Genomic DNA, 21,428 nt, shown 5'->3' on the forward strand with positions numbered 1-21,428 from the left:
CACGGACCCGCACGACCCTGAACGTTCCTGACCGCATCCGAGGAGTCCCGATGTCCCGCGCCGTACGCGCCCCGCACCTCCGCCCGCGGCGCGCCCTGACGCGCAACGGGGCGCTCGTCGTGACCGCCGTCGCCTTGCTGGTGCCCCTGCTCACCGCCTGCGGCAGCGAGGACGAACCCGCGGACGCCCCGGGCACGGCGAGCGGCAAGGGCCCCGCGACCTCCGCGAAGCTCACCGTGCTCGCCGCAGCCTCCCTCACGGACGTCTTCGAGACGGTGGAGAGCACGTACGAGAGGACCCACCCCGGGGTCGCCCTCACCTTCTCCTTCGCCGGGTCACAGGAACTCGCCGCCCAGGTCCGCCAGGGCGCCCCCGCCGACGCGATCGTCACCGCCGACACCACGACCATGGACGGGCTGCGCGCCGACACCGGCACCCCGACCGTCATCGCGAAGAACCGCCTGGTCATCGCCGTGCCCGAGGGCAACCCCGAGCGCGTCGACGGGCTGAAGGACCTCGCCGACCCGAAGCTGAAGGTGGTGCTCGCCGCTCCGGAGGTGCCGGTGGGCCGCTACAGCCGGCAGGTCCTCGACGGGCAGGAGGTCGCCGTGCAGCCGGTCTCCGAGGAACCGAACGTGCGCGCCGTGCTCAGCAAGGTGGAACTCGGCGAGGCCGACGCGGGCATCGTCTACGAGACGGACGCCGCCACCGCGCCCGACGAGGTCGACGCGGTCGCCGTCCCGGACGCGCAGAACGCCGTCGCCCAGTACCCTGCGGCCGTGCTGAAGGACTCCTCCGACACCCCCGCCGCACAGGCGTTCGTGGAGTGGCTGTCCTCCCCGGCCGCGCAGAAGATCCTGCGGGACGCGGGCTTCCAGCAGCCGTGACCCGACCCGACCCGCCGGCCCGACCCGCCCCGACCGCCCGGACGAACCGGCCGCGCGGGACGGAACGGGTCCCGGGCGCCGGCGGACGGGTGCCGTGGGTGCTGGCGCTGCCGGCGCTGCTCGCCGTGGCCTTCCTGCTGGTCCCGCTGCTCGGGGTGCTCGCCCGCACCCCGTGGCACGAGCTGGGCGCCCATCTGACCGCACCCGGGTCGCTCACCGCGTTGAAGCTCTCGCTGGTGGTCTCCTCGTGCGCACTGGGGCTGTCGCTGCTGCTGGGGGTGCCGCTCGCCTGGCTGCTGGCCCGGGTCCCGTTCCGGGGGAAGGCACTGGTCCGGTCGCTGGTGCTGCTGCCGATGGTGCTGCCGCCGACCGTCGGCGGGGTCGCCCTGCTGCTCGGCTTCGGGCGCCGCGGGCTGCTCGGGCCGTGGCTGGAGGACTGGTTCGGGATCGTGCTGCCGTTCCACACCGCCGGCGCGGTGGTCGCGGCGGCGTTCGTGTCGATGCCGTTCCTGGTGATCAGCCTGGAGGGCACCCTCGCGGCGCTGCACACCCGCTACGAGGAGGCCGCCGCCTCGCTGGGCGCCGGCCCGTGGCGGGTGTTCCGCACGGTCACCCTGCCGATGGTCGCCCCCGGGCTGGCCGCCGGCGCGGCACTGACCTGGGCCCGGGCGCTCGGCGAGTTCGGAGCCACGATCACCTTCGCGGGCAATCTGCCGGGCACCACCCAGACCCTGCCGCTCCAGGTCTACCTGCTGCTCCAGAACGACCCCGGGGCGGCGACCTCGGTGTCCCTGCTGCTGCTCCTCGTCGCCCTGGCCGTCCTGGTCGCGCTGCGCGGCCGGTGGACGGGCGCCGTCCCCGCGCGGGACGCCCGCGCCCGGCGCGTGCGCTCGGAGCCCACGCCCGCGGACCCCGTGGGCGCGGGGGAGGCCGGCGGCGGTGACGCGCCGGCGCACGGGACCCAGCCGCCTGGCGCCCTCGGGGCGGGGAGGCGCCGGGAGCCGGTCGCAGCCGCCCTGGACGCCCGCCTCACCGGCTTCACCGAACTGGTGCTGGCCGCCCCCGGCGGCACCACCCTGGCCGTCGTGGGCCCCAACGGCGCCGGCAAGTCGACCCTGCTGCGCGCCCTGCTGGGACTGCCCGCCCAGGCCACCGCCGCCCGTCTCCAGCTCGGCGGCGCGGACCTCGCCGACGCGCCCCCGCACCGCCGCGACACCGCCTGGGTGCCGCAGGAGCCGGCGCTGTTCCCGCATCTGTCCGCCCTCGCCAACACCGCGTACGGACCCCGCGCGCACGGCGTGCCGCGCGCCGAGGCGCTGCGCGCGGCGCAGGAGTGGCTGGACCGACTGGGGGTGGGCCACCTCGCCCACCGCAGGGCGACCCAGCTCTCCGGCGGTCAGGCGGGGCGCGTGGCGCTGGCCCGCGCCCTGGCCGCGCGCCCCCGGTTGCTGCTCCTGGACGAGCCGCTGGCTGCGCTGGACCAGACGACCCGCGGCCGGGTCCGGCACGTCCTCCGCCGCCATCTGGACGCCTTCGACGGCGTCTGTCTGATCGTCACCCACGACCCGGTGGAGGCGGTGTCCCTGGCCGACCGGGTGGTGGTGCTGGTGGACGGCCGGTTGGTGCAGGACGCCTCGCCCGCCGAGGTGGCCCGGCACCCCCGTTCCCCGTGGGTGGCCCGGATGCTGGGCGCCAACGCCTGGCCCGGCACCGCCACCGCGGACGGCCTGCGCACCGAGGGGGGCGCCCGGGTGGTCGCCGCCGAGCCGCTGCCGCCGGGCACCGACGCACTGGCCGTGATCGCCCCGCAGGCCGTGGCCCTGTACCGGGAGCGCCCGACGGGCAGCCCCCGCAACGTGTGGCCGGGCACGGTCCGCGAACTCACCGCGGTGGGCGGACGGCTGCGGGTCCTGGTGACCTCCGCCGGGGCGCCCGACCTGATCGCCGAGATCACCCCGGCCGCCGCCGCGGAGCTGGGGCTGCGCGACGGGGCCGCCGTGTTCACCGGGGTGAAGGCCACCGAGGTCACCCTCGTCGCCCGGTGAACCCGCGGCCCCGCCCCGGGCGGGCGGTGCTCAGGTCGGGTTCACAGCGGGCCCAGCACCTCCTCCGGCCGGGCGTCCAGCTCCAGGGCCTCCAGCACGGTGAGCAGTTGCCGCTCCTCGTAGCGGAAGTGGTTCTCCATGAGCGCGGCGACGCCTTCGAGGTGCTGGTCGAGTTCCTCGGGCGGTGCGGCCCGGTCGACGGCGGCCTGGAGGCCGCCGAGCAAGTGGGCGATCATGGAGTGGTCCTGTTCCAGCGCGCGCAGCACCGGCCGCAGGTGCGGGTGCGCCGCCGCGACGGCCGGGAACAGGGTCCGGTCCTCCCCCTCGTGGTGGCCGTTGAGGGCCGTGCAGAAGCCGTGGCAGTACAGCAGCAGCTCACGGGTGGCCGCTTCCCCGGTGGTGCCCTCGGCGAGGGCGGCACGGGTCAGGGCCAACGCTTCCCGCAGCCGGTGGTGCACCCGGCGGAGTTCTCGGCTCCAGGCGACGAGCCTGGTCGTCTCGCGCTCAGTCACGCGAGGACGAAGGGTGCGACGAACGCATCGTCGGCCTCCTTCGGTTCGGCGCCTCCATGCCTGACACGGTCTGCCACCGGCACGCGACGCTCCCCTCACCCTACCCGGTGCCGGCAGACGGCCGCTCTTCCCCGGGACAAGGGCTGACAAACCGTGACCCGGGCCGTCCCACGCCGTTGAAGGGGGCGTGCGGCGCCACAACCCCCGGCGCTCGCGCGAACCATCGCACCACCCAACCGAAGGAGTACGTGATGTCTCGCATCGCGAAGACGGTCGCCGTGGCCGTTGGTACGGGCGCCGTGATGCTCAGCGGCGCGGGTCTGGCCGCCGCCGACTCGAACGCCGCCGCCGCGGCCGTCGGGTCGCCGGGCGTCCTGTCCGGCAACATCGTGCAGATCCCCCTGAACGTCCCGATCAACGTCTGTGGCAACACCATCGACGTGATCGGCATCCTGAACCCGGCGTTCGGCAACACCTGCGTCAACGGCGGCGGCCCGGTCGGCTACGGCTACTGAGCACCACCACCGCGCACGGCGACCGAGGTCCCGTCGTCGAAGCCCCCGGCAGCTCCTCGGCCTGCCGGGGGCTTTCGGCGTGAGGGCGCGCCGGGCGTGTGCGCCCGGCGCGCCCTCACGCGTAGCGGTAGAGCCGGCCGTGGCCCTCCATCGAGGCCGGGGTGACGTTCCACGGCGGCATCGGTTCGCCGCGCGCCACGATCCGCCCGCGCTGGAGCGAGCCGAACCCGGGGGGCTCGGCCGGCTGGTAGGCGCCCTCCGGATGGGCCCGGCGCCAACGCGACCACAGCAGGTCGACGAAGGAGTGGTGCAGCCAGAACACCGGGTCGTTGACGGAGGCCCCGCCGAGCATGGTGCCGCCGACCCAGCGGTGCACCCGGTTGTGGTTGCGCCAGCGGTCGTTCCCGAACCGGGAGCCGGTCCAGCCCTCCAGCCCGTTGCGGAATCCGGAGGTCACCGTGGAGTCCCACGGCTCCTCGTCGTACGTCGACTCCCTCATGGCCGCGTCGAGTTCGGCCTCGGACGGCAGTGCGAAGGGGTCCGCGGGCCGTCCCAGGTCCCGCACCAGGAAGTCGTCGTCGGTGACGTTCGCCCGCACCACCCAGCCGTTGGCGCGGGCGAAGGGTCCGGTGTCCACCCGACGGTCACGGCCCCGTCCGGTCCCGCCGAGGAGGTCGTCCGTCCAGGGCGGGGCGACCGGCGAGCGCGCCGCCGTCCAGTCCCAGTACGGAACGGTGACCCCGGGCGCCTCCTGCTGGAGCGCGCGTTCGAACTCCAGCAGGAACTTGCGGTGCCAGGGCAGGAACGAGGGGGCCATGTGGGCGACCCGGCGCCGGTGGTCGCCGTCGGACACGTAGTAGTCGATGTGCACGCGGACGAACTCGTCGTAGCGGCCCTTGCGCTTGAGGGCGAGGACCGCGTCCACGAAGCGCCTGCGCTCCGCCCTGGTCAGCTTCGTCACGTTCTTGCGGGTGGGGACCACCGGTGTTCTCCTCTCCCGTTCGGGTCTTCCGGTCAGGCTCCGTGCACCGCGGGCGAGGCGGCCAGGCGGGCCGATCCGAGTTCGTCCACCGCGGCCCGGGTCGCCGCCAGGGGGGTCGGGTACGAGACGTAGTGGTCGACCATCGTGAGGTACCCGCCGTCCGCGCGGCGCATCAGGGCCAGGGGCCGTCCGTCCACGGTGACCTCGACGGCGGTCGGGGCGGCGCCGCGGGCGTGGCCCCCGGCCGCGCCCGCGGTGCGCCGGCCCTGGAGGCGGCGGCCCCGGTAGGTCTCGTCGAACAGCACCTCGCCGCGCGGCGCCCCGGGGTTGCCCGGGGCGCGGGAGCGGTGCTCGCGGTCCGCGGTGAGGACGGGGGTGAGCGCCGCGGCGGTGCCTCCCGCGACGGCGACGGCGAACAGCGTCCTCAGCAGGGCGCGGCGGGTCCCTCGCACGGTGACCTCCCGGTCGGGTCGACGACTCGTCCTGCCCAACGCGCGGGGCGCGCGCCAGGGCACGCCCCGCGCGGCAAGCGGCCTACAGCTGACGTCGTCGCCCGCCCGGCGTCCGGGCGGCGGATCGCGGGCGGACCGGCCGGTCAGCTCCGCAGGCTGCGGGCGGGGAGCAGGCAGTGGGCGGCCCCGGCGAGCATGTCCAGGTCGCCGGCGAAGGCGGACAGGGTCTCCTGGCTCATCTGCACGCCGGGCGCGCCCTGGGGCCAGGGGCGGGTGGCGAAGAGGAAGTACGCGTGACCGCGGTCCCGGACGGCGGCGAGCCACTCCGGGGGGACGAGGCACTGGGCGTTGAGGTGCGGCATGTTGACGACGGCCTGCCCGGCCTCGACGAGGAGGGAGACGGGGAAGCTGGGGCGGGTCGTGGCGTCCACCACGGGGCCGCCGACGGGCAGTCCGGTGTTCTCCAGCAGGGCGCGCACGGCGGCCGACGAGCCCTCGGCGCCGCCGGGGCCGTCACCGAGCGGGTAGGCGAGCAGGAAGGCCACGTCGCCCTGTTCGTCGGGGTGTTCCCCGCTCCAGGCCATCACGGCGAGGGTGCCGAGTTCAGCGGGGTGGAAGGGGCGCTTTTCGGTGGGGGTTGAGGTCACCACCGCACCGTAGCGACATACGGAGCGCACCAGGACGTTCGTGTCACTCGTCCGAGCGACACGGGCACGGGATCACCCGTGGTCGACCGCGCGCGGGAGCGCGGTACGGGGCGCGGGGCGGGTCCGCGCGCCGGCGGGCGGGACGCACACCGCCGCGCGGACCGCCGGGGGCTACTTGCCGACCGGAAGTCCGCCGAGCAGCGATCCGGCCTGGGGACCGCGCGCGTTCAACCGGTCCGCGGTGTTCTGCACGTTGTTCATGAGGGTGCCCTCCTTCTCCGTGTCGATCGCATTGGTGTGCAGGGCCCGCGCGTCGAAGGTGGACTGGCTGGTGAACGCCTCCAGGGCACCGTTCAGGCTGGTGGGCATCGGGTCGGCGGCGAACGCGGGTGCGGCGGCGCCGACCAGGGCGAAGGATCCGGCGACGACGGCGGCAGCCTTGAGGGGCTTCATCGTGTTCCTTTCTTCGGCGACCTGTGGGCCACCGGTGGGAAGGCGTACTACTGCGTTGACTAACGACCTCCGTCCGCCCCGGAAACCCCCGGCGCGCGGATTCTCCACAACCCCCACCCGAAGGGGTTTCGGTCCGCCGGAGCGCCGGGACGTGCGGAGCCGAAAATCCCTTCGTAGGTATTTTTGTATGAAGAATAATCCCCTCTCTTCGGGGGATCTCCGTGCCCCCGCCACCGAAGCTCCGGGACGGCGCGTCCGGCACCCCTTTCCCGTATTCCCGCGGGAATTCCCGCGGTGCGCCCGGAGCGCGCCCCGGGCGCGTTCCGTCCCGGCGCGCGAGCGCGAAAAGGCCGCCGGGGTCGACCCGGAGCGGGCCGACCCCGGCGGACCGGGTGCCGCAGGTCAGTCCGGCGCGGCGACGGCCGGGGCCGCCGGGATCAGCGGGGTGACGGGCAGCGTCGAGGCGCCGGGGACCGTCGGGAACCCCGGGATCGTCGGCACGCCGGGGAGGGACGGCACCGTCTGGGTCCCCGGGACCGTCGGCACGCCGGGGATCGTCGGCGCGGTCGGCGCCCCGGGAACGGTCGGCGCCCCGGGGACGGTGGGAGCGCCCGGGACCGACGGGACGGTTCCGGTGCCGGGGACCGACGGGACGGAGTCGCCTTGCGGCAGACCGTCGAGCACCTGCCCGGCGGCCCGTTCGACGAGGGTCGTCACCTGACTGGCGAACCCGGCGTCGTCACCGGCCAGGGCCGCTGCGACCAGCGCGTCCACGGCGCCCTGGAGGGCACCCGCGGCGGTGTCCTTGTCGTTGTCGGGCACCTGACTGCTCGGTGCCGCCCGGTCGGAGGCGTCCGCCGCGGGCGAGGCGAAGGCGGGGGCGGCGGCGCCGACGAGGAGGCCGGCGCAGAGTGCGGTGGTCCCGAGGCGTCGCGCGAGGAGAGCGCGCATGAGGATTCCCTTTCCTGGGGGGCTGGAACTCCCCCACCGTCGAATCCCCCGCACCGGGTCGCAACCGTGCGGTGACCGTTCGGGTCACCCTCCGGACGCGGACGAGCCGCCCGCCCCCGGTGCGGGGCGGGCGGCTCGTGGAGCGTCGGAACGTCAGCCGTTGACGCAGGTGTTGCCGAACGCGGGGTTGAGGATGCCGACCACGTCGATGGTGTTGCCACAGACGTTCACCGGGATGTGGACCGGCACCTGGACGACGTTGCCCGAGAGCACACCGGGGGACCCCACGGCGGCGCCCTGGGCACCGGCGCTGGCGCTGGCGATGCCTGCGGAGCCGGCGACGGCCGCGGCGGCGACGGTGGACAGGACGAGGGCCTTCGCGGTACGCGACATGAGAAGTACTGCTCCTAGGTCGTTGGGTGACGCACCGGGCGGGCCGCCCGGCCCATGGACCAACGCCCGACACCGCCCCGGGTTCCGCACCCGAAGGGGTGATCTCCGGGCCGGTTCGGATTCCGCCACCCGAAGGGGTGCCGAACGCGTTCTCGATACCCATTCGTCCGACACACGGATTTCCGCGGTATGAGCAGCAAATAGGCTCGGCGATTAGAGTGGCCGCCTTCGACAGCTCGGCCGAATCGCCCGCGAGCATCACACGCTAATGAAGTGCGATGGTCATACTTCCCCCGACGGGTTTCCACTGCTTTGTCTCCCGAAAGGGCAATCCCGGTCATGCGCAATTCCTTCGCTTCCGTTCTGCGACGGCTCGGCCCGCCCCGGATGACGGCGGGTGTCCTTTCCCTCTGCGTCCTGGCCACGGCGGGCGGCCTCGCCGGCGCCCCGCTCGTCCACGGCGCGGCGCCCACCGACCACGGCGAGGGGGCCCCCGTGCCGGCGCTGCCCGCTTCGGTGCCCACCGCCCCGCCGGCCTCGCCGGCCCGCGGCTCCTACGCCGAGGAGGCCGAGCGGGTGCCGTTCGCCCAGCGGTTCCACGCCGTGCAGCACGGCGGCATCACCCGCGCCGCGAACGTGTCGATCACCTGCCGCGCCGACGAGTCCTCCACCACGACCGACGGGACTCCGGTGTCCTGCGCGGACGCCCGCGCGGGCCGGAAGACCGCCACCAACGACGGCTTCGACATGTTCTACGCGGACGTCGACACCGACGACAACACCTACAACTCCAGCCGCGCCGAACTGCGCGTGCCCAGCGGGGCGAAGGTCTCGTACGCCCGGCTGTACTGGGGCGGCAACCTGCGGGTCGGCGAGCAGAAGCCGCCGCGCGACAACGACCGGGTGCTGCTCGCCGAACCCGAGGGCAGGTACAAGCAGGTCCTCGCCGACAGCGTGGTCGGCCACCGCACCGCGGGCGGCGCGGACGCGTACCAGGCGTCCGCGGACGTGACCGCCCAGGTGCGCGCCGGCGGCTCCGGCGCGTGGACGGTCGGACAGGTGAACGTGGCGATGGGCGACTCCGGGGCCGGGGCCTGGGGGGGCTGGACGCTGGTCGTCGCCTACGAGAAGCAGAGCGAGCCGCTGCGCCAACTCGCCCTGTGGGACGGCTTCGCGTACCTCGGCGAAGGGCGCCACGAGGCTGCGGTCCGGCTGGACGGGGCGACCGTGCCGGCCGGCGGCGGGGGCACGGTCGGGTTCGTGGCGTACAACGGCGACGCCGGGACCACCGGGGACGCCCTGACCGTCTCGGTGGGCCGGCGGGCCGGCACCGCGCTGACGGACACCCGCAACCCGGACGGGGACGTGCTCAACTCGACCGTGGGCGAACCCGGCGCGCAGAGCGAGCGGGACCCCTCGTACGCGGGCACCCTCGGCTACGACTCGGACGTGTTCGACCTCGGCAAGGCGGTCTCCGCCGGCGGCGGACGGCTCGACCTGCGGCTGACCGCGGAGAAGGACGTGGCCTGGGCCGGGGTCCTGTTCGCCGCGGTCGACACCGACGCCGATGCCCGCTGACCGGGCCCGCCCCGGCGGGGGACGGCCCCCGCTGGTGCTGCACGTGGTCCAGCCGGTGGCGGGCGGGGTGGCCCGGGTGGTCACCGACCTGGTGCGGGCCCACGCCTCGGGACCGGACGCGGTGCGCACCGCGGTGGCCTGCCCGGCCGGCGGCCCGCTGGCCGCGGCGGCGGTCCGGGCCGGCGCCAGCCACCTGGAGTGGGCCGCCAGCCGTTCCCCCGGCCCCGGACTGGCCGGCGAAGTGCGCTCCCTGGCACGGGTGTTGCGCGCGGTGCGACCCGACCTGGTGCATGCGCACAGCGCCAAGGCCGGGCTGGTGGCCCGGCTCGCGGTGCGGGGGCGGGTGCCGACCGTGTTCCAGCCGCACGCCTGGTCCTTCGAGGCCGTCGACGGGCCGCTGGGCGCCCTGAGCCTGCGGTGGGAGCGGTACGGGGCGCGCTGGGCGCACCGGATCGTCTGCGTCAGCGAGGCGGAACGCCGGCGGGGCGCGGCGGCCGGGGTGCGGGGCCGGTGGGTCGTGGTGCCCAACGGGGTGGACACCCTCCACCACCGCCCCGCGGAGGAGGACGCTCCCGTCCGGGGTGCGGGCGCCGCGCCCGTCTCCGCCGACGCGGCGCCCGCACCCCACAGCGCCCGGGAGGTGCGCCGTGCGCTCCCCGCGCTCGCGGACGTCCCCCCGGACGTTCCGCTCGTGGTCTGCGTCGCCCGGCTGTGCCACCAGAAGGGGCAGGACCTGCTGCTCCGGGCCTGGCCGGAGGTCCTCCGGGCCGTTCCCGGGGCCCGGTTGGCCCTGGTGGGGGACGGACCGACCGCGGCCGCGCTCCGGGCCGCCGCCCCCGCGCAGGTGCTCTTCGCGGGGGCCGTGGACGACCCCCGCCCCTGGTACCGGGCCGCCGACCTGGTCGTCCTGCCCTCCCGTTGGGAGGGCATGGCCCTGGCCCCGCTGGAGGCGCTGTCCTGCGGGCGCCCGGTGCTGCTGACCGAGGTGGACGGCGCACGGGAGAGCCTGCCGCCCGGTCACGCCCCGCACTGCCTGGTGCCCGCCGAGGACCCCGGTGCGCTGGCGCGCGCGACGGTCGGACTGCTGCTCGACGCGGACCGGCGCGCGGCGCTCGGCCGTGCGGGGCGCCGGCACGTCCTCACCACCCACGATGTGCGGCACTCCGCCGAAGCCGTCGCGGCCGTGTACCGCGGGCTGCTCGGCACGGAGCGCACCCAGTGCAGGGAGTCCATCACCTCGTGACCGCGGAAAGCATCGTTCCTCCGCCCCTGGGGCAACCGCGGACGGGACGTCACGCCCCCACCGGGCCGATGCCCCCCGAGCCCGCCGCGGCGGCCGGACGGCCGAGCGCCACGGGCCGGTTCGCGACCACCGGAGGGTTCGCCACCGCCGGGCGGTCCGCTCCGCCCCGGGCGCTCGCCGCGCCCCGGCCGCCCCGCGCGCCGAAGACCGTCCCGGTCCTGGCGCCCCGCCGGCCCTCCGGCGGCGGGCCCCCCGGTCCGGTGGGACCGCGGCGGGCCCGGCCCCGCCGGGACGGACTGCTGCTGGTGGTCGACGTGACGGCGGGTCTGCTCGGCGCGCTGGCCCTCGCCGCGGAACAGCGCGGACCGCTGTGGGTGGTGGCGCTGGCGGCCGGGGTGGGCGGTTGGCACGCCCGGGCCGCCCGGCGCGGACCGGCGCTGACCGTGCCCGGGGCACTGGCCGAGGCGCCGGGGGTGTGGCTGCGCACCGCCGTCGCCTGGGCGGTGTTCGGCACCGTCGTGGCCGCGCTCGTGCCCGCCCACGGCCTGCCGCCGCGCACCCTGGTACTCGGCTGCGCGACGCATGCGCTGGTCTCCTGCGCGGGGCGGGCCGTGGTCTACGCACGCCGGCGTGCAGGGCTCGCACGCCAGCCGCACCCCGTCCTCGTCATCGGGGACGCCCGTGCCGTGCGCCGGGTGGCGGCGGCGCTGCTGCGGCACCCCCGGTGCGGGGTGCGCCCGGTCGGCACCGTCGCCGTCGGGCCGCTGCCCCCGGGACCGCCGGTCCCGGCACCGGACGCGGCCGGGCCGCCCGCCCTGCACACCGTCGACGACGTCCGGCGGGCCCTCGTCCAGCACGGAGTGCGACACGTCCTGGTGACCGGGTCCGAGGCGCTGCGCGGTCAGGCCCCGCTGCTGCGCATGCTCACCGGATACGGCCGGGACCTCTGGCACCTCGACCCCGCGCCGGTCGACCCGAGCCAGGTGGGCCGGCGTGCGCCCCGGCTCGCCGGATTCCCGCACGCCCCGCTCGCACCGCACGGACCCCGGCGCACCCCGATCCGCAAACGGGCCCTCGACATGGCCCTGTCCGGGCTCCTGCTGCTGCTGGCCGCACCGGTGCTGGCCCTGTGCGCAACGGTCATCCGGCTCGTCGACGGCCCCGGGGTGCTGTTCCGGCAGGAGCGGATCGGCCGCGGCGGGCGCCCGTTCACCCTGCTGAAGTTCCGCACCCTGCGCCCCGCCGACCCGCGCGAGGCGGCCACCCGGTGGAACGTCGCCGACGACGGCCGGATCAGCACGCCCTGCCGGTTCCTGCGCCGCACCTCGCTGGACGAGCTCCCCCAGCTGTGGAACGTGTTCCGCGGCGACATGAGCCTGGTCGGGCCGCGCCCCGAACGACCCTACTTCGTAGGCCAGTTCTCCCGGACCTACGACGGCTACGCGGACCGCCACCGGATGCCGTCCGGAATCACCGGGCTGGCCCAGGTGGAGGGGTTGCGCGGGGACACCTCGATCGAGGACCGGGCCCGCTTCGACAACGCCTACATCGACACCTGGTCGCTGTGGCAGGACGTCTGCATCCTGCTGCGCACGGCCGCCGTCATCATCCGACCCACGGGGGGTTGACCGGTGCCCGATTCCGTTCCCACCACGCCCGGCCCGGTGTGCGCCGGGCGTTCCGAGGGGCCCGCCGAGCGGGCGCGAGCACCGTTCGCGCCGAGCGGCACGGGCGGGGCGCCCGCCCTGTTCGGGCGGGGCGCGCCGGTGCTTCCGGTGCTCCTGTTGCTGGCCCTGCTCGCCCTCCCCGTCACCGGGCCGGGCGGCACGGACCACGGCGGCGGGACCGTCGCGGACGTGATGTCCGGGGTGCTGGTGGTGCTCGCGGTGGTCGGGGCGGTGCGTCGGGGCGGGCGCCCGCTGCACCGGACCGCCGCGGTCGTCTTCGGGCTGCCGGTCGTCGGGATCGCCGTCGCGGCCACCGGTGCCGTCGACGCCGCGACCGGTGCCAGCGGGCTCGGCCGTTACCTCCAGGTGTTCGTGCTGGTCCCGGTGGCCGTGCTGCTGTTGGTACGGAGCCGGGCCGAACTGCGCCTGGTGGCTTGGGGGTTCGTCGCCCTGGCCCTGGTGCAGGGCGGGATCGGCGTGCACCAGTACGCCACCGGGACGGGCGCCTCGTACATGGGGGCGGACATCCGCGCGGTGGGCACCTTCGGCCCGACCGATGTGATGGGCATGGCCAGCGTCGTCTCGTACGGGGTGGTCTGCGCGGTCGGGCTCGCCCTCGGCACCGGACGCCCCGGGGGCGCGCGGGGCGGGCGCGGGGAGGTGGTGCGGCGGGGCGGCGCACTGCTGTGCGCGGTGGCACTGCTGGTGCCCCTCGCGCTGTCGTTCAGCCGGGGGGCGTGGATCGCCACGGCCGTCGCAGTGACCGCACAGCTGCTTCTCACCGGCGTGCGCCGGGCGCTCGCCGGGTTCGCCGTGCTGACCGCCACCGCGATCGTGCTGGTCGGCGGGGTCGGGGTGGGCACCGCGCTGCTCCAGGAGCGGTTGGGGAGCATCACCCGGGTCGCCGCGGCGCCCGACCAGTCGGTCACCGACCGGTACGCGATGTGGGCGGCGGCCCTCGGCATGTGGCGGGAGCGGCCGATCACCGGGGTGGGGCTGAAGGACTTCCCCGCCCACCGGGACGGCCATGCCTCGCTCGCCCTGTCCTCCGGGAGCGACACGGCCGGCGCCGGTGTCGGCTACCAGCGCCAACCCCTGTTGTCCCCGCACAACATGTACCTGCTGGTGCTGAGCGAACAGGGACTGCTCGGACTGCTCGCCCTCGCCGGCGGGTGGGCGGCGCTGCTGGTGCTCGCGGTGCGCCGGCTGCGCGCGGCGCGCCGGCGGGAGCGGGCCGGGCCGCGCGGACCGGACCGGCTCGACCCCGGCACCGACTGCGGGCTGCTCGCCTGCGGGGTGCTGGTGTGGCAGCTGGTCGACTTCGGGTACGCGGACATCGGCGGCCCCGCCACGGTACTGACCGCGGTGGGCCTCGGGGTGGCCGCCCGGTGGGCGCTCGGGGCGGACGCCCGGTGAGCCCGGCCCGGGAGGCGGCCCGCCCGGCGGCGGCCGAAGCCTCCGGCGCACGGCATCCCGCGCCGAGCGCTGCCCCGGCGCCCCGCGCGCCCGCGGACCCGCCGGCTCGGCCCACCGAACCGGCGGAACCGGCCGACCCGGCGGCACCGGCCGGCCGGTCGGAGGGGGCGGGCCGGGCCGGTGAGGGACGGTTCCTCGCCCGGACGGCCCTGGTGACCGGGGCGCTCACCGCGGCGGGGGCACTGCTGGGACTGGTCCGGGACCAGACCCTCGCCCACCTGTTCGGCGCCGACGGTGCCACCGACGCGTTCCTGGTGGCCTGGACGGTTCCGGAGTTCGCTTCCACCCTCCTCATCGAGGACGGCATGGCCCTGGTGCTGGTGCCGGCGTTCAGCGCCGCGCTGGTGCACCGCACGCGGGGCGGGTCCGCCGGCGCCGACCCGGTGAGGGCGCTGGTGCGCACCACCCTGCCCCGGCTCGCGCTCGCGCTCGCCGTGGTCGCCGTGGTCGCCGTGGTCGCCGCCCCGCTGGTGGTGGACCTCCTGGCGCCCGGGTTGCCGGACCCGGACCTCGCCGTGGACTGCACCCGGCTCACCGCGACCTGCCTGCTCTCCTTCGGGCTCTGCGGCTACTGCGGGGCCGTGCTGCGCGCGCACGGCCGGTTCTACGTGCCCGCCACCATCTACCTGGCGTACAACACCGGGATCATCACCGCGATGTTCGTCCTCGGCGGCCGCTGGGGCGTGCGGTCGGCGGCGGTGGGAGTGGCGGTCGGCGGCTGTCTGATGGTCGCCGTGCAGGCCCCCGCCCTCTGGCGCCGGCTCCGCGGTGCCGACTCCGCGCCGGGCACCCCCGGAGCGGCCCCGGGCACGGAACCCGGGGCTGCGCGGCCCGCGTCGCGTGCGCGGCTCGCGGGGGGCGCGGGGGGCGCGCTCATCGCCTCGGTGCTGCTGTTCGGCGCGTGCCGCCAGTCGCAGGTGCTGATCGAGCGCTTCCTCGGCTCCTCGCTGCCGGCCGGGGCGATCTCGCACCTGAACTACGCCCAGAAGGTGGCGCAGATGCCGATGGTGCTGTCGCTGATGGTGTGCACGGTCACCTTCCCCGCAGTGGCACGGGCCCTGGCCGGAGGTGACACGGACGCCGCGCGGCGCCGGGTCGAACGGGACCTGGGGCTGGTGTCCGCGGTGGTCCTGTGCGGGACGGCCGCGATCGTCGCGACCGCCTCCCCCCTGGTCGAACTCCTCTTCCAGCGCGGTGCGTTCACCGCCGAGGACACCACCGCCACGGCGGGGGTGATGCGCGTGTACGCCCTCGGGCTACTGGGCCACGCCCTGGTCGGCGCGCTGGTCCGCTCGTACTTCTCGGCCCGTCGGCCCACCTGGTACCCGCTGCTCTCGATGGCCCTCGGGGTCGGGGTGACCGCCGTGCTCGGCGCCCTGGCCGTCGGCCCCTTCGGGGTGCGCGGCATCGCCGCCGCGAACGCGGCCGGGATCACCCTGGGCGCGGTGCTGCTGCTGTGCGGCACCAAGCGGCGCGCGGTACCGCTCCGGCTGGACCGGGTCACCCGCCAACTGGCACGGGCCGCGGCCGCCGCCGGCTGCGCGACCGGCGCGGGCGTCCTCTGCGCCGCCCGGGTCGAGCGGGCGCGCACGACGGCGCTCGGCGACGGGGGCCACGGTGCCCTCTGCACCGTGCTGGCGACCTCGTTGACCGTCCTCGTGGTGTTCCTGTTGGTGCTCCGGGCGCTGGGGGGCCTGCCGGGGCGCGGACACGACGGCCGCAACGAGCCCGCCGGACCGGACCGAGCACCGGGCCGCACCCCGGAGCGTGCACCGACCACCGCGCCGGCGACTCCCCCCGCCCCCGTTGACGGCCCGGGACCCGGCAGGGCCCCGGGCGCCCCCCACCGTACCCCCGACCGAAAGGGCACCGATGCGCGCTGACCGGCACCGTTCCGGCACCGCCCCCCATACCCGTCCGCCCCGCCGCACCCCCACGCCCCCGCCCCCCTCGACCGCCCCGTCCGCCCCGGCCCCGGTGGCCCCCGGTGCGGCCACCCGGGCCGCCCCCCGCACCCTGCTGGACCGCCTCGACGCGATGCGCCCCGCGCGTGCGCCGGAGTGGATCGCCATGTACCACTCGGTGACCCGCGTCGGCGACGACCCGTACCGCATCACGGTCACCCCCGAGCGCCTCGACGACCAACTCGGGCGGTTGCGCCGGCGCGGGTCGCGCGCGGTGAGCATGCGGGAGTTGACGGCGGCACGGGCCCGCGGTCGGGCCCGCGGACTGGTCGCGCTGACCTTCGACGACGGATACGCCGACTTCCTCGACCACGCGCTGCCCGTGCTGCGCCGCCACGGCTGCGGGGCGACCCTGTTCGTCCTGCCCGGCCGGCTCGGCGGCGACAACGCCTGGGACCCGCTCGGCGTCCGCAAGCCGCTGCTCACCGCCGAGGGGGTGCGGGCCGCCGCGGCGGCCGGGGTCGAGATCGGTTCCCACGGACTCACCCACCTCGACCTGACCCGCGTCGACGACGCCGTCCTGCGCGCCGAGACCCGGGACAGCCGGCGTCGGCTGGAGGAGTTGACCGGCACCGAGGTGCTCGGCTTCTGCTACCCGTACGGCACCGTGGACGCCCGGGTGGTCGCCGCCGTGGGCGCCGCCGGCTACCGCTACGGCTGTGCCATCGCCCCCGGTGCGCTCGCCGGCGACCTCGCCCTGCCCCGGGTGCACATCGGGCAGCAGGACACCGGCGCGCGCTGGGAGGCGAAGCGGCTCCTCAGCCCCTGGCGCCGCCCGATGCCGGGCCGGACGGTCCGGGCTCCGGGCGCCCTGCTGGCGGCCGATGCGCCCGCGCGCACGCCGGTGCGGGGCAGAAGACCCGGGGTCCCGTTCGGGACCGCCGCCCGCCGCCCCGCCGCCCCACGGGCCGGGGCCACCGGCACCGCGACCACCACCGTTCGACCGGAGTCCTCGTGAAGGCGCTGCACATCATCACCGGCCTCGGGGTCGGCGGAGCGGAACAGCAACTCCGTCTGATGCTCCGTCACCTCCCGGTCACCTGCGACGTGGTGACCCTCACCAACCCGGGCCCGGTCGCCGACGCGCTCACCGCGGACGGCATCCGCGTCACCCACCTCGGCATGACCGGCAACCGCGACCTGCGGGCCCTGCCCCGGCTGGTGGCGCACATCCGCGCCGGCGGCTACGACCTCGTCCACACCCATCTGTACCGGGCCTGCCTCTACGGTCGGATCGCCGCCCGGATCGCCGGCGTGCACGCCGTCGTCGCCACCGAACACTCCCTCGGCGACGGGCAGATGGAAGGGCGTCCCCTCACCCCCGGGGTCCGCGCCCTGTACCTCGCCGGCGAACGCCTCGGGCACGCCACCGTCGCGGTCTCCCCCACGGTCGCCGAACGGCTGCGCCGCTGGGGCGTGCCGCGCCAGCGCATCCACGTCGTCCCCAACGGCATCGACCCCGAGGCACTGCGCTACGACCCGGCGGCCCGGCACCGGGTCCGGGCCCGCTACGGGCTGCCCCCCGACTCCTTCGTGGTCGGCGCGGTGGGTCGGCTGGTGCGGGGCAAACGCTTCGACCAGCTCGTCACCGCACTCCGCACCCTGCCCCGGGACGTCCGGCTGCTCGTCGTCGGCGCCGGCCCGGAGACCACCGCACTGCGCCGTACCGCACGCCGGGCGGGGGTCGCCGACCGGGTGGTGCTCACCGGTGAAGCGCGCCCTCTCGCGCCTCCCGGAGGCTCCGGCGCGCCCGGCCCGTCCGGCACCGCTCCGGCGGAGGTGCCCGCACTGCCCGCGCTGCTCTCCGCGATGGACGTCCTGGCCTCCCCCTCACCCCAGGAGGCGTTCGGCCTCGCCGTCCTGGAGGCGCTCGCCGCCGGCCTGCCGGTGCGCTACGTCGACTGCCCCGCCCTGGACGACCTCCCGCCCGGCGCGGCCGGTGACGCCGAACGCCTCGCCCCCGGGGCCGCCTCCTTCGCCGCGGCGCTCGGCCGGCTGCGGGAGGCGGGACCACGGGAACGGACCGTACCGCCGGCGGTCGCCCACTACGCCATCGGCCGCAGCGCCGAACGCCTCGCCGGGGTGTACGCCTCCGTCGTCCGTTCCTGACCCCGCGCCACCGCACCCGCACCGCCGCCACCACCCGCACCCGCCCCCCTTCCGCCCGGCCCGGTCCTCCCCCGGCCCCCCGCACCCACACCGGAGAACCCGATGACCGACACCCACGAAGGCGCCCCCGCCCGCCGGTTCGCCCGACTGCGGCGGCTGCCCGTCTGGCTGCTGCTGCCCGGCTGCGCCCTCGCCGGCGCCACCGCCGGCGGCGCCTACGGCGTGCTGCGGCCCGCCGAGTACACGGCCACCAGCTACGTCATCGCCGTACCGACCGAGAAGTCCGACCCGGCGACCGCGCTCGGCTTCGCCCAGGCGTACGGCCGGGTCGCCACCCAACTCGCCGTCCTCGGCGACGCCCAGGTCGCCGCCCGGCTCCCGGTCGCCGAACTGCGCTCCCGGGTACGGGCGGAGACCTCTCCGGACGCCCCGATGGTCGCGATCTCCGCGACCGCCGGGCGCCCGGCGCGGGCCGCCGACATCGCCAACGCCGTCTCCCGGGCGCTGACCCTCAACGCCAACCGGAACGAGGACCGCACCCGGGTCCAACTGCTCCAGTTCTCCCGGGCCTTGCGCCCCGTCACGCCCAGTTCGGCCGGCCCGGTCACCACCGCCCTGGTCGGGGGGAGCGCCGGCGGGCTGCTCGGCGGGCTGGCGCTCCTGACCCGCCCGCGCCGGCGCGCACCGGAGCCTTCCGCGCCGGCGCCCGTCCCCGCTCCGGCGCCCGCGGCGGACCTCCAGCGGTGACCCCCGCACCCTCCGTGTCGGCGCCGGCACTCCTCGGGTCCCCGCCCCGGTCCCCGGGCGGGGACCCGGCGGTCCCGGTCGTCGAGGTGTGCCGCGATCCGGCCGCCTTCGCCGCGCTCGCCCCGGAGTGGGCCGCGTTGTTCGCCCGCTGCCGGACGGCCACCCCGTTCCAGCACCACGCCTGGCTGCACTCCTGGTGGCGCTCGTACGGACGGCCCGGGCGGCTGCGGGTGGTCCTGGTGCGGGAGGCCGGGCGCCTGGTGGCGGCGGCCCCGTTGACCCTGGTGCACCGGCCGTGGCCGACGCTGGTCCCGCTCGGCGGGCCGCTCAGCGACCACGCGGACGTGCTCCTCGACGACGACCGGGCGGAGCCGGCCGCCCGGGCCCTCGCGGCCGGGATCGCGGCGGCGGGCCGCGGCGCGCTGGTGGACCTGCGCGAGGTCCGCCCGGGCGCAGCCGCGGAGCGGGTGTACGCGCTCTGGCCCGGACCACGGCGCAGGCTCGCCGACGCACCGTGCCTGGAGCTGCCGGCCCTCGCCCTGGAGGACCTGGTCGCCCGGCTGGCCCGCCCCCGCGCCCAGCGGGTCCGCGCCAAGCTCCGCAAGCTCGACGCGCTCGGGGTGCACGGCCGTGAGGTCCCCGTCGACGAGGTTCCGCGCGCCCTGCGCACCCTGCTCGCGCTGCACCGGCTCCAGTGGCAGGACCGCAAGGTGACGGGCGAACACCTGCGGCCCCGGTTCGCCGCGCACCTGGAGCGCGCGGTGGTGGCCATGGTGCGCTCGGGACACGCGGTGGTCACCGAGTTCCGGCTGCCCGACCGCACCTCCCCCACCACGGACCCCACGGGCCCCACGGCCTCCGGGGACGCCCGGGACACCGCGGGCACCACCGTCGCCGTGGACCTCACGCTCCTCGCCCCCGGCCTCACCGGCGCCTATCTGTACGGGGCGCATCCGCGGCTACGGGCCGGGAAGGTGGACGTGGCGACCATGTTGCTGCGCTCCGGCGCACGGCTGGCGACCCGGGACGGCGCCGCGGCCCGGGGCGGGGTGCTGAGCCTGTTGCGCGGCGACGAACCCTACAAGCACCACTGGAAGCCCGCGGTGGTCACCAACCGGCGGCTGCTCCTGGCCCGGCGGCGGGCACTGCCCCTGCTCGTCCTCGCCCTCGGCGACGCCGGGGCGCGCGATCTGCTCCGGCGGGCACGGCACGTCCGCCGAGCGCGCACCGCCGCCCGCACCACCCCGCCCCCGTCGGAGCCGGGAGGGGGCGCACATGCGTGCGGCGGGCCCTGACGGGCCCGCCGCACGCCGGCGCCTGTGGGCGTCCCCCGGGCCACCGGAGGGCGCCCGGTCGTTACGCCGTGCCGAGGCCCCACCGCGCCGGATCGACCAGGTCCCGCACGCCCCCGGCACCCCCGACGCCCCCCGGGTCCCCGGCGTTCCCCAGACTCCCCACGTCCCCCAAGCCCCCCAGGTCCTCCGGGACCCCGGGAACGCACATCGGCTCCTCCATCCACTGCCCCAGCCAGGGCCCGAGGTCCACCTCCGTGCAGGTCGGCTCCGACTGCGCGGGGGGCTCGGCGGGCCGGGGCTCCACGGGGGGTTCGGCGGGCGGTGCCGGCGGCTCCGGGGCGGGCGGCTCGACCACCGGCGGGGCCGGCACCGGCTCCGGCGGCTGCGGCAGGGCCTCCGACATCAGCTCCCGGTAGACCGCCGCGGCCCGCGGGTTGGTGGCGCACTGCCACACTCCGTGCGGACAGTAGTCCGTGATCGTGTGGTAAACGGGCCGGTGCCGTTCCATCCACTGGAGCATGCGGCGCATGTATTCGGCGTTGTCGCCGTTTCGGAACAGCCCCCACTCCGGATAGGAAATAGGCTTGCCGTGAGCCCGGGCGAACTCCACGTGGTGCTGGAGTCCGTACGGTTCGGTCACCTGCTCGTCGAAGGTGATTCCACTCGGCTGGTCGTACGAATCCATTCCGATGATGTCGACCACGTCATCCCCCGGATAACACGCGGTCCAACCGATGGCGTCCTTCCCCCGGCTCGGCGCGAAATCGAAACGGAACTCCTGACCCGGTACGGAGCGCATGGTGGTGACGATCCTCTTCCAGTACCTCTTCCACAGCACCGGATCGGGTCCGCAGCGGTGCCCGTACGTCGTCCCGTTCATCTCCCAGCCGAGCACCAGGACCGCGTCCCGGAGCCCGAGGTCCACCAGGCGCTGGGCGAGCAGCCGGAAGTGCAGGTCGTTCCAGCCGATGGCGCCGCGCCACAGGTCGGAACGGACCTGGAAGTCGCTGAGCCGCTGTTCGTTGCGGGCCGACATCGGCACGTTGAGCACGAACAGCCGGTCGGGCCCGGAGTGCTTCCACCCCGCCCAGTCGGCCAGGAACTCCACGTCACCCGCGATACCCGCCCAGCTGTCGCCCGGCAGATAGGTGTGGCCGACGCGCAGTTCGGCGCCGCCCAGCCACTGGCTCAGCTCCGCCATCCGGGCCACTCCGCGCGGCCCGTAGTCGAGGTAGGCGCCGAACGCGGGCCGTTCGCCGCCCACCGCGGCCGGGTCCGCGGCGCGCGCCGTGCCCGGTGCGGACACCGCCGCACCGAGCGCCGCCGCACCGACCAGCACCAGCGCGAGCAGGGCCCGCAGGACCCCGGACGCACCGCGGGGACCGCACGACCGGGGCGCCCGGAATCCGGTGGCACCGACACGAACGGAAGCACCGGGGGGACCGGCGGAAGGACACCGCCCGCGGGACGTCCGGCGGCGGACGGGCGGACGTTGCTGCAAGACCATGCACC

General features: G+C 76.4%; 19 protein-coding genes and 1 pseudogene. 12 read left to right on the plus strand and 8 right to left on the minus strand.

Features of this window, described 5'->3' with window-relative positions:
• Nucleotides 1–50 precede the first annotated feature (50 nt).
• Nucleotides 51–887: a molybdate ABC transporter substrate-binding protein gene (gene modA, locus ACSMX9_RS12280; protein ID WP_445402339.1), complete on the plus strand. Its 837-nt coding sequence runs from the start codon at nucleotides 51–53 to the stop codon at nucleotides 885–887.
• A gap of 98 nt (nucleotides 888–985) precedes the next feature.
• Entirely contained in the window at nucleotides 986–2,932 is a 1,947-nt protein-coding gene (locus ACSMX9_RS12285; RefSeq protein WP_445402970.1) for an ABC transporter permease, read from the plus strand.
• 41 nt (nucleotides 2,933–2,973) lie between these two features.
• On the opposite strand, the gene ACSMX9_RS12290 is transcribed toward ACSMX9_RS12285, so the two are convergent.
• The gene (locus tag ACSMX9_RS12290; protein WP_445402341.1) at nucleotides 2,974–3,444 is read right to left on the minus strand and encodes a hemerythrin domain-containing protein; all 471 of its coding nucleotides are present in this window, start codon (nucleotides 3,442–3,444) and stop codon (nucleotides 2,974–2,976) included.
• Between the two features lie 251 nt (nucleotides 3,445–3,695).
• On the opposite strand from ACSMX9_RS12290, the gene ACSMX9_RS12295 reads away from it, so the two are divergent.
• Entirely contained in the window at nucleotides 3,696–3,959 is a 264-nt protein-coding gene (locus ACSMX9_RS12295) for a chaplin (RefSeq protein WP_445402343.1), read from the plus strand.
• A 115-nt stretch (nucleotides 3,960–4,074) separates the two neighbouring features.
• Here the strand turns inward: ACSMX9_RS12295 and ACSMX9_RS12300 are convergent, their stop codons facing one another.
• The 6 genes from ACSMX9_RS12300 to ACSMX9_RS12325 all read right to left on the minus strand — a co-directional run bounded on the left by ACSMX9_RS12300 (nucleotide 4,075) and on the right by ACSMX9_RS12325 (nucleotide 7,837).
• Nucleotides 4,075–4,941 (minus strand): tyrosinase family protein, encoded by an 867-nt coding sequence (locus ACSMX9_RS12300; protein ID WP_445402345.1) that lies wholly within the window; start codon nucleotides 4,939–4,941, stop codon nucleotides 4,075–4,077.
• A gap of 32 nt (nucleotides 4,942–4,973) precedes the next feature.
• Nucleotides 4,974–5,393 (minus strand): tyrosinase family oxidase copper chaperone, encoded by a 420-nt coding sequence (locus tag ACSMX9_RS12305; protein ID WP_366115258.1) that lies wholly within the window; start codon nucleotides 5,391–5,393, stop codon nucleotides 4,974–4,976.
• Between the two features lie 143 nt (nucleotides 5,394–5,536).
• Nucleotides 5,537–6,040 (minus strand): DUF5949 family protein, encoded by a 504-nt coding sequence (locus ACSMX9_RS12310; RefSeq protein ID WP_445402347.1) that lies wholly within the window; start codon nucleotides 6,038–6,040, stop codon nucleotides 5,537–5,539.
• A 171-nt stretch (nucleotides 6,041–6,211) separates the two neighbouring features.
• Nucleotides 6,212–6,493, minus strand: coding sequence for a hypothetical protein (locus ACSMX9_RS12315; protein WP_351238069.1), 282 nt, complete (start codon nucleotides 6,491–6,493; stop codon nucleotides 6,212–6,214).
• Nucleotides 6,494–6,895: 402 nt separating this feature from the next.
• A complete protein-coding gene (locus ACSMX9_RS12320; RefSeq protein ID WP_445402349.1) occupies nucleotides 6,896–7,444 on the minus strand; it encodes a hypothetical protein in 549 nt (182 codons plus the stop codon).
• A gap of 153 nt (nucleotides 7,445–7,597) precedes the next feature.
• On the minus strand, nucleotides 7,598–7,837 hold the full coding sequence (locus ACSMX9_RS12325; RefSeq protein ID WP_351238065.1) for a chaplin: 240 nt from the start codon (nucleotides 7,835–7,837) through the stop codon (nucleotides 7,598–7,600).
• 339 nt (nucleotides 7,838–8,176) lie between these two features.
• On the opposite strand from ACSMX9_RS12325, the gene ACSMX9_RS12330 reads away from it, so the two are divergent.
• From ACSMX9_RS12330 to ACSMX9_RS12370, 9 genes and pseudogenes are all read left to right on the plus strand, one after another.
• Nucleotides 8,177–9,415, plus strand: a complete 1,239-nt coding sequence (locus tag ACSMX9_RS12330) for a DUF3344 domain-containing protein (RefSeq protein ID WP_445402351.1) — start codon at nucleotides 8,177–8,179, stop codon at nucleotides 9,413–9,415.
• Complete coding sequence (locus ACSMX9_RS12335; RefSeq protein ID WP_445402353.1) at nucleotides 9,405–10,658, plus strand: glycosyltransferase; 1,254 nt, start codon at nucleotides 9,405–9,407, stop codon at nucleotides 10,656–10,658. Before ACSMX9_RS12330 ends, ACSMX9_RS12335 begins: the two co-directional genes overlap by 11 nt.
• A gap of 68 nt (nucleotides 10,659–10,726) precedes the next feature.
• Nucleotides 10,727–12,286 (plus strand): exopolysaccharide biosynthesis polyprenyl glycosylphosphotransferase, encoded by a 1,560-nt coding sequence (locus ACSMX9_RS12340; protein WP_445402355.1) that lies wholly within the window; start codon nucleotides 10,727–10,729, stop codon nucleotides 12,284–12,286.
• Between the two features lie 117 nt (nucleotides 12,287–12,403).
• Entirely contained in the window at nucleotides 12,404–13,741 is a 1,338-nt protein-coding gene (locus tag ACSMX9_RS12345) for an O-antigen ligase family protein (protein ID WP_445402971.1), read from the plus strand.
• Complete coding sequence (locus tag ACSMX9_RS12350; protein ID WP_445402357.1) at nucleotides 13,738–15,684, plus strand: lipid II flippase MurJ; 1,947 nt, start codon at nucleotides 13,738–13,740, stop codon at nucleotides 15,682–15,684. Before ACSMX9_RS12345 ends, ACSMX9_RS12350 begins: the two co-directional genes overlap by 4 nt.
• A gap of 154 nt (nucleotides 15,685–15,838) precedes the next feature.
• Nucleotides 15,839–16,552, plus strand: a pseudogene (locus tag ACSMX9_RS12355) (polysaccharide deacetylase family protein); the annotation flags it as partial.
• Between the two features lie 167 nt (nucleotides 16,553–16,719).
• Nucleotides 16,720–17,874 carry a glycosyltransferase gene (locus ACSMX9_RS12360; protein ID WP_445402359.1) on the plus strand — a complete coding sequence of 385 codons (1,155 nt, stop codon included), beginning with the start codon at nucleotides 16,720–16,722 and terminating at the stop codon, nucleotides 17,872–17,874.
• Between the two features lie 102 nt (nucleotides 17,875–17,976).
• Nucleotides 17,977–18,621 (plus strand): lipopolysaccharide biosynthesis protein, encoded by a 645-nt coding sequence (locus tag ACSMX9_RS12365; protein ID WP_445402361.1) that lies wholly within the window; start codon nucleotides 17,977–17,979, stop codon nucleotides 18,619–18,621.
• Nucleotides 18,622–18,707: 86 nt separating this feature from the next.
• Nucleotides 18,708–19,916 carry a GNAT family N-acetyltransferase gene (locus tag ACSMX9_RS12370; protein WP_445402972.1) on the plus strand — a complete coding sequence of 403 codons (1,209 nt, stop codon included), beginning with the start codon at nucleotides 18,708–18,710 and terminating at the stop codon, nucleotides 19,914–19,916.
• Nucleotides 19,917–19,977: 61 nt separating this feature from the next.
• Here the strand turns inward: ACSMX9_RS12370 and ACSMX9_RS12375 are convergent, their stop codons facing one another.
• On the minus strand, nucleotides 19,978–21,255 hold the full coding sequence (locus tag ACSMX9_RS12375) for a glycoside hydrolase family 26 protein (RefSeq protein ID WP_445402363.1): 1,278 nt from the start codon (nucleotides 21,253–21,255) through the stop codon (nucleotides 19,978–19,980).
• Between the last annotated feature and the right edge of the window lie 173 nt (nucleotides 21,256–21,428).

It is taken from the genome of Streptomyces sp. LE64, assembly GCF_052606915.1.